This is a genomic window from Albidovulum sp., assembly GCF_008933605.1.
GTDB lineage: Bacteria > Pseudomonadota > Alphaproteobacteria > Rhodobacterales > Rhodobacteraceae > Albidovulum.
Genome location: NZ_WBUS01000174.1, coordinates 1 through 6,187, shown reverse-complemented (window position 1 = coordinate 6,187; position 6,187 = coordinate 1). Strand labels below are relative to the sequence as shown.

The window sequence follows — 6,187 nt, the reverse complement described above, 5'->3', positions numbered from 1 at the left end:
AGTCAATTGAACCGAATCGAAAGCAGGCTCGATCCGCGCGACGCGCAGTTCCAGGCCAACGCGCAGGCGATGCGCGTGCTGGTGGGCGACCTGCGGATGAAGATCGCGCAGGTGGCGCAGGGCGGCGGCGAGGCGCCGCGCGCGAAACACGTCGCGCGCGGCAAGCTGCCGCCGCGCGAGCGGGTCGCCGACCTGCTCGACCCGGGTTCCCCCTTCCTCGAGGTCGGCGCGACCGCGGCGCACGGGATGTATGGCGGCGACGCGCCGGCTGCGGGCCTGACCGCCGGAATCGGCCGCATCCACGGCCAGGAGGTCATGGTGGTCGCCAATGACGCCACCGTGAAGGGCGGCACCTATTATCCGATGACGGTCAAGAAACACCTCCGCGCGCAGGAGATCGCGGCCGAGAACCGTCTGCCCTGCATCTACCTCGTCGATTCCGGCGGCGCCAACCTGCCCAACCAGGACGAGGTCTTCCCCGACCGCGAGCATTTCGGCCGCATTTTCTTCAATCAGGCGCAGATGAGCGCCAGGGGCATCCCCCAGATCGCCGTTGTCATGGGCTCCTGCACCGCCGGCGGGGCCTATGTCCCGGCCATGTCCGATGTCTCGATCATCGTCAGGAACCAGGGCACGATCTTTCTCGCCGGACCGCCTCTCGTGAAGGCCGCGACCGGCGAGGTGGTCAGCGCCGAAGACCTCGGCGGCGGCGACGTCCACACGCGGCTTTCCGGCGTCGCCGACTATCTTGCCGAGGACGACGCCCACGCCCTCGCGCTCGCCCGCCGCGCCATCGGCAGCCTGAACCGCACGAAACCCGCGACGGTCGCGTGGCAAAGCCCCGAAGACCCGGCCTATGACCCCGAGGAAATCCTCGGCATCGTGCCGGGGGACCTGCGCACCCCCTACGACATCCGCGAGGTCATCGCCCGGATCGTCGACGGCTCGCGCTTCGACGAGTTCAAGCCGCGCTTCGGCGAGACGCTGGTGACCGGCTTCGCCCATGTCATGGGCTGCCCGGTGGGGATCGTCGCCAACAACGGCGTGCTGTTCAGCGAAAGCGCGGTCAAGGGCGCGCATTTCATCGAGCTGTGCAGCCAGCGGTCGATCCCGCTCGTCTTCCTCCAGAACATCACCGGCTTCATGGTCGGCCGCAAATACGAGAACGAAGGCATCGCCCGGCATGGCGCGAAGATGGTGACGGCGGTGGCGACGACCGCGGTGCCGAAGATCACCATGCTGGTCGGCGGTTCCTTCGGCGCCGGCAATTACGGCATGGCCGGGCGCGCCTACAGCCCCCGCTTCCTCTGGACCTGGCCGAATTCCCGCATCTCGGTGATGGGCGGCGAACAGGCGGCGGGGGTGCTCGCCACGGTGAAGCGCGAGGGGATCGAACGCGCCGGGGGCGCCTGGAGCGCGGAGGAGGAGGCCGAGTTCAAGCGCCCGACGATCGAGATGTTCGAGGAACAATCCCACCCCCTCTATGCCTCGGCGCGGCTCTGGGACGACGGCATCATCGACCCGCGGAAGTCGCGCGAGGTGTTGGCGCTCAGCCTCTCCGCCGCGCTCAACGCGCCCATCGAAGCGACGCGCTTCGGTGTCTTCCGGATGTGACGATGGCGCGGAAACCCGGAAGGTTCGTGCCCTACGCGCGCGGCTACGCGAAGCCGAACGCCTTTCGCCGCGTCGGGCCGGTGCCGGGGGGCCTGCCGCCCCGCCGCCCGCGCCGCACCCGGCGCCTGGCCGATCCCAGGACCTACCTCGGGGCCGTGATCGTCCTCGCCGCGCTCGGGCTCGTGGTGCTCCCGGTGGCGGCGGATGCCGTCATTGCCGTCACCCGTCCCGCCGCCGCGGCGGAGGGCACCTGCCGCATCTATCAGGTGATCGACGGCGACACGGTGCGGATGGTCTGCCCCGGGCGCGGCAACACCTCCGCCCGGTTGACGGGCTTCGACGCGCCGGAACTCTTCTCGCCCGCCTGCGCCTCCGAATTCGCCGCAGCCGTCACGGCCAAGTGGGCGCTGCGCCTGAAACTCTGGCAGGCGGAGAAGGTCACGCTCGTCCGCGGGGGCACCGACCGCTACGGCCGGGCTCTCGTCTCGGCCTTTCTTGACGGCGCCCCCCTGGCGGGGGCCATGATCGCGTCCGGCCACGCCCGGCCCTATGCCGGCGGCCGGCGACAGGAGTGGTGCGCATGACCGGGGAGATTTCCGCCGCCGAGGCCGTCGCCGCCCTGAGGGCGCGCTATCCCGGCGCCGAAACCTTCGCATTCGGCGACAGCCGTGCGCTTTGCGACCGGCTCCTCGTCCTCGTCCGCGAAGGGAAGAAGCGCGCCACCTGCGGCGCCCTGAGGGACTTCACAGATGGGGTCGAGCCGCTTCCCATCCCCGGCCGGCGCGACATCGCGCTCGACTGGGACGGCTTTCCCGCGCTCGTGATCGAGACGGCTGAAGTCACCATCCGCCGTTTCTGCGATGTGGATGCGGATTTCGCCCTTGCCGAGGGCGAGGACGCGACCCTGGCGGGCTGGCAGGCCGGACACCGCGCCTATTTCGAGCGCAACGGCGGCTGGACGCCCGAGATGGAACTCGTCTGCGAAAGGTTCCGCCTGATCGAGGATCTCGCATCATGACGCCGCAACGCATTCCCGGGACTGCTTCTTCTTGGACCAAATACTCTCCGGGGGTCCGGGGGTGGAAGACCCCCGGCCACGCCAGAAGGATGATCCCATGTTCCAGAAGATCCTGATCGCCAACCGGGGCGAGATCGCCTGCCGGATCATCGAGTCCTGCCGGCGGCTCGGCGTGCGTACCGTCGCGGTCTATTCCGACGCTGACGCCACCGCCCGCCACGTCGCGATGGCCGACGAGGCCGTGCATATCGGCCGCCAGCGTCCGGCCGACAGCTACCTCCGCGCCGAGGCGATCATCGGTGCCGCGCGGGCGACGGGTGCCGAGGCGATCCATCCCGGCTACGGCTTCCTCTCCGAGAACCCGGACTTCGTGGCTGCGGTTCAGGCGGCCGGCCTCACCTTCATCGGTCCCTCGGCGGAGGCGATCCGCGCCATGGGCCTCAAGGACGCGGCGAAGGCGCTGATGGAGGCGGCCGGCGTGCCCGTCGTGCCGGGCTATCACGGGGCGAACCAGGACCCGGAGCACCTCGCCGGCGCGGCCGAGACGGTGGGCTTTCCGGTCCTCATCAAGGCCGTGGCGGGCGGCGGCGGCAAGGGGATGCGGCTTGTCGAGCGGCCGGAGGACTTCGCCGAAAGGCTCCAGAGCGCCCGGGGGGAGGCCCGGACCGCCTTCGGCAATCCCGACGTGCTGATCGAGAAGTTCGTGCAGAAACCCCGCCACATCGAGGTGCAGGTCTTCGGCGACGGGGTGCGCGCCGTCCATCTCTACGAACGCGACTGTTCGCTCCAGCGGCGCCACCAGAAGGTGATCGAGGAGGCGCCCGCGCCGGGCATGACGGCCGAGATGCGCGCCGCGATGGGCCAGGCGGCGGTGCGGGCGGCCGAGGCCATCGGCTATGCCGGCGCGGGCACGGTCGAGTTCATCGTCGACGGCTCCGAAGGACTTCGCCCCGACCGCTTCTGGTTCATGGAGATGAACACGCGGTTGCAGGTCGAGCATCCGGTGACCGAGGCGGTGACCGGCATCGACCTTGTCGAATGGCAGCTCCGCGTGGCCGCGGGCGAACCCCTTCCCGCCGGGCAGGAGGACATCCGCCTCACGGGCCATGCCTTCGAGGCGCGACTCTACGCCGAGGACGTTCCCGCCGGCTTCCTGCCCGCGACCGGGACGCTCGCGCACCTGCGTTTCCCGGAAGCGGCGCGGATCGAGACCGGAGTGCGGCCCGGCGACACGATCAGCCCCTGGTACGATCCGATGATCGCCAAGATCGTCACCCACGGTCCGACCCGCGCCATCGCGCTTGCGAAGCTCTCCGCCGCGCTCGACGCGACCGAGGTCGCCGGTTCGGTGACCAACCTCGCCTTCCTCGGCGCCCTCGCGCGGCACGAAGGCTTCCGCCGCGGCGAGGTGGATACCGGTCTCATCGCCCGCGACCTCGCCGCGCTGACGACGGGCGCCGCAACCGACCTTGCGACGCGTGCGCTCGCGCTCCTCGGCGCGGCGGGCCTTGCCGGCGGAGGCGAGGCGCTTGCGGGCTTCAACCTCTGGGCACCGCTGTCGCGGCGGGTCGGGCTCGCCGGCCTCGCCGGCCTGATCGAGGTCTCTGGGCCGGGCCGCGTCCGGGTCACCATCGGGGACGAGGTCGCCGACTGCGACTTGCGGCAGGGCTCCTGGTGGGTCAACGGCGCGCCTTCAGGCGCGCGAATCGTCCTGAGCCCGGGCCTCGTCAGCGTCTTCGGCCGGACGGCGCAGCACTTCGAAACCGCCGACCCGCTGGACCGGCAGGCCGAGGCGTCGGGCGGGGGGCTGACCCTCTCGCCGATGCCGGGCGTCGTGAAGGCCGTCTTCGTCGCCGCCGGACAGAGGGTGGCGGCAGGCGAACGCCTCGCGGTGCTGGAGGCGATGAAGATGGAGCACACGCTGACGGCCGCGCGCGACGGCGTGGTGGCCGAGGTGCTCGTCGAACCCGGCGCGCAGGTGGAGGCGGGCGCGGCCCTCGTGCGCCTGGAGGAGGAGGAGGTATGATCCGCCTTCACCACTGCCACCAGACGCGCTCCATGCGCACGCTCTGGCTGCTGCACGAACTCGGCGTTCCCTTCGACGTGGTCGTCCATCCGTTCGACAGGTCGCTTCGCACGAGGGACTATCTCGCGCTCAATCCCGCCGGCCGCGTCCCCGCGCTCGAGATCGACGGCCGGGTGCTCTGGGAGACGGGGGCCATAGCCGAGTATCTCTGCGAGCGGCATCCCGAAGCGGGCCTCGGCCGGATGCCGGGCGATCCGGAGCGTGGCGACTGGCTCGTCTGGGTGCATTTCGCCGAGACGGTCAGCCAGCACAGCGCCGCGCTCACCCAGCAGCATGTCGTGCTCTACGACGACGCGATGCGCAGTCCGGTTGTGATGCGGCTCGAGGCGAAGCGGCTCGAGAAGTGCTATGCTGCTCTAGAGGGCCGGCTCGCGGGGCGCGACTGGCTGGTTGGAAGCGGCTTTTCGGCGGCCGACGTCGGCGTCGGACAGGCCCTCTACATGGCGCGCCACTTCGCGCGGACGGAGTCCTTCCCGGCGCTCGCCGAGTGGTACGCGCGCATCGCGGCACGGCCCGCCTTCCGGCGGTCGCTGCCGCCGGAGGGCGCCGACCTGCTCTACAGGCGCGACTTTTACGAGGCATGGGATGGCTGAGTTCGTCGAGATCGTCGAGATGGGCCCGCGCGACGGGCTGCAGAACGAAAAGCGGATCATCCCCACGGCGGAGAAGGTCGCGCTCGTAAATGCCTTGAGCCTCTGCGGTTTCCGCCGGATCGAGGTGGCGAGCTTCGTGAGCCCGAAATGGGTGCCGCAGATGGCCGACGGCGCCGAGGTCCTGGCCGGGATCAACCGCGCGCCCGGCGTGCGTTATGCCGCGCTCACGCCCAACATGAGGGGATACGAGGCGGCGAAGGCGGCGGGTGCGGACGAGGTGGCGATCTTCGCCTCCGCCTCCGAGGGTTTCTCCAGGGCCAACCTCAACTGCACCATCGCCGAAAGCCTCGACCGGTTCCGCCCGGTGGCGGCGGCGGCGGGGCAGGACGGCATTCCCGTCCGGGGCTACGTCTCGGTGGTGACCGACTGTCCCTACGACGGGAAGGTGGCGCCCGCTGCGGTCGCCCGGGTCGCCGCGGCGCTCCGCGACATGGGCTGTTTCGAGATCAGCCTCGGCGACACGATCGGGCAGGGGCGGCCCGAGACGGTGGACGCGATGCTGACGGCGGTCCTCGCGGAACTGCCGGCGGGCCGGCTCGCCGGGCATTTCCACGACACCGCGGGCCGCGCGCTGGACAACATCGACGCCGCGCTTGCCCGCGGGCTCAGGGTCTTCGACGCGGCGGTCGGGGGCCTTGGCGGCTGCCCCTATGCGCCCGGCGCGGCCGGGAACGTGGCGACGGAGCGGGTCGCGGCCCATCTCGCCGCGGGGGGCTATGAAACCGGCCTCGACGCGGCGCGGATCGGCGCCGCCGCGGCCATGGCGCGGGCAATGCGGGGGGCATGATGTTCGAGACGATCAGGGTGGCGTGCGAC

The 6,187-nt window shown here is 70.9% G+C and carries 6 protein-coding genes; all 6 read left to right on the top strand.

What is annotated here, in order from left to right; all coding sequences use genetic code 11:
* Positions 1-69 precede the first annotated feature (69 nt).
* Positions 70-1,614 carry a carboxyl transferase domain-containing protein gene (locus tag F9K34_RS16335; RefSeq protein WP_291338182.1) on the top strand — a complete coding sequence of 515 codons (1,545 nt, stop codon included), beginning with the start codon at positions 70-72 and terminating at the stop codon, positions 1,612-1,614.
* A 2-nt stretch (positions 1,615-1,616) separates the two neighbouring features.
* Positions 1,617-2,198 carry a thermonuclease family protein gene (locus tag F9K34_RS16330; protein WP_291338181.1) on the top strand — a complete coding sequence of 194 codons (582 nt, stop codon included), beginning with the start codon at positions 1,617-1,619 and terminating at the stop codon, positions 2,196-2,198.
* Entirely contained in the window at positions 2,195-2,632 is a 438-nt protein-coding gene (locus F9K34_RS16325; protein ID WP_291338180.1) for an ASCH domain-containing protein, read from the top strand. The genes F9K34_RS16330 and F9K34_RS16325 overlap by 4 nt, the downstream gene beginning before the upstream one ends.
* Before the next feature lie 97 nt (positions 2,633-2,729).
* Positions 2,730-4,658 carry an acetyl-CoA carboxylase biotin carboxylase subunit gene (locus F9K34_RS16320; RefSeq protein WP_291338179.1) on the top strand — a complete coding sequence of 643 codons (1,929 nt, stop codon included), beginning with the start codon at positions 2,730-2,732 and terminating at the stop codon, positions 4,656-4,658.
* The gene (locus F9K34_RS16315; protein WP_291338178.1) at positions 4,655-5,311 is read left to right on the top strand and encodes a glutathione S-transferase family protein; all 657 of its coding nucleotides are present in this window, start codon (positions 4,655-4,657) and stop codon (positions 5,309-5,311) included. The genes F9K34_RS16320 and F9K34_RS16315 overlap by 4 nt, the downstream gene beginning before the upstream one ends.
* A complete protein-coding gene (locus F9K34_RS16310; RefSeq protein WP_291338177.1) occupies positions 5,304-6,158 on the top strand; it encodes a hydroxymethylglutaryl-CoA lyase in 855 nt (284 codons plus the stop codon). Before F9K34_RS16315 ends, F9K34_RS16310 begins: the two co-directional genes overlap by 8 nt.
* Positions 6,159-6,187 lie beyond the last annotated feature (29 nt).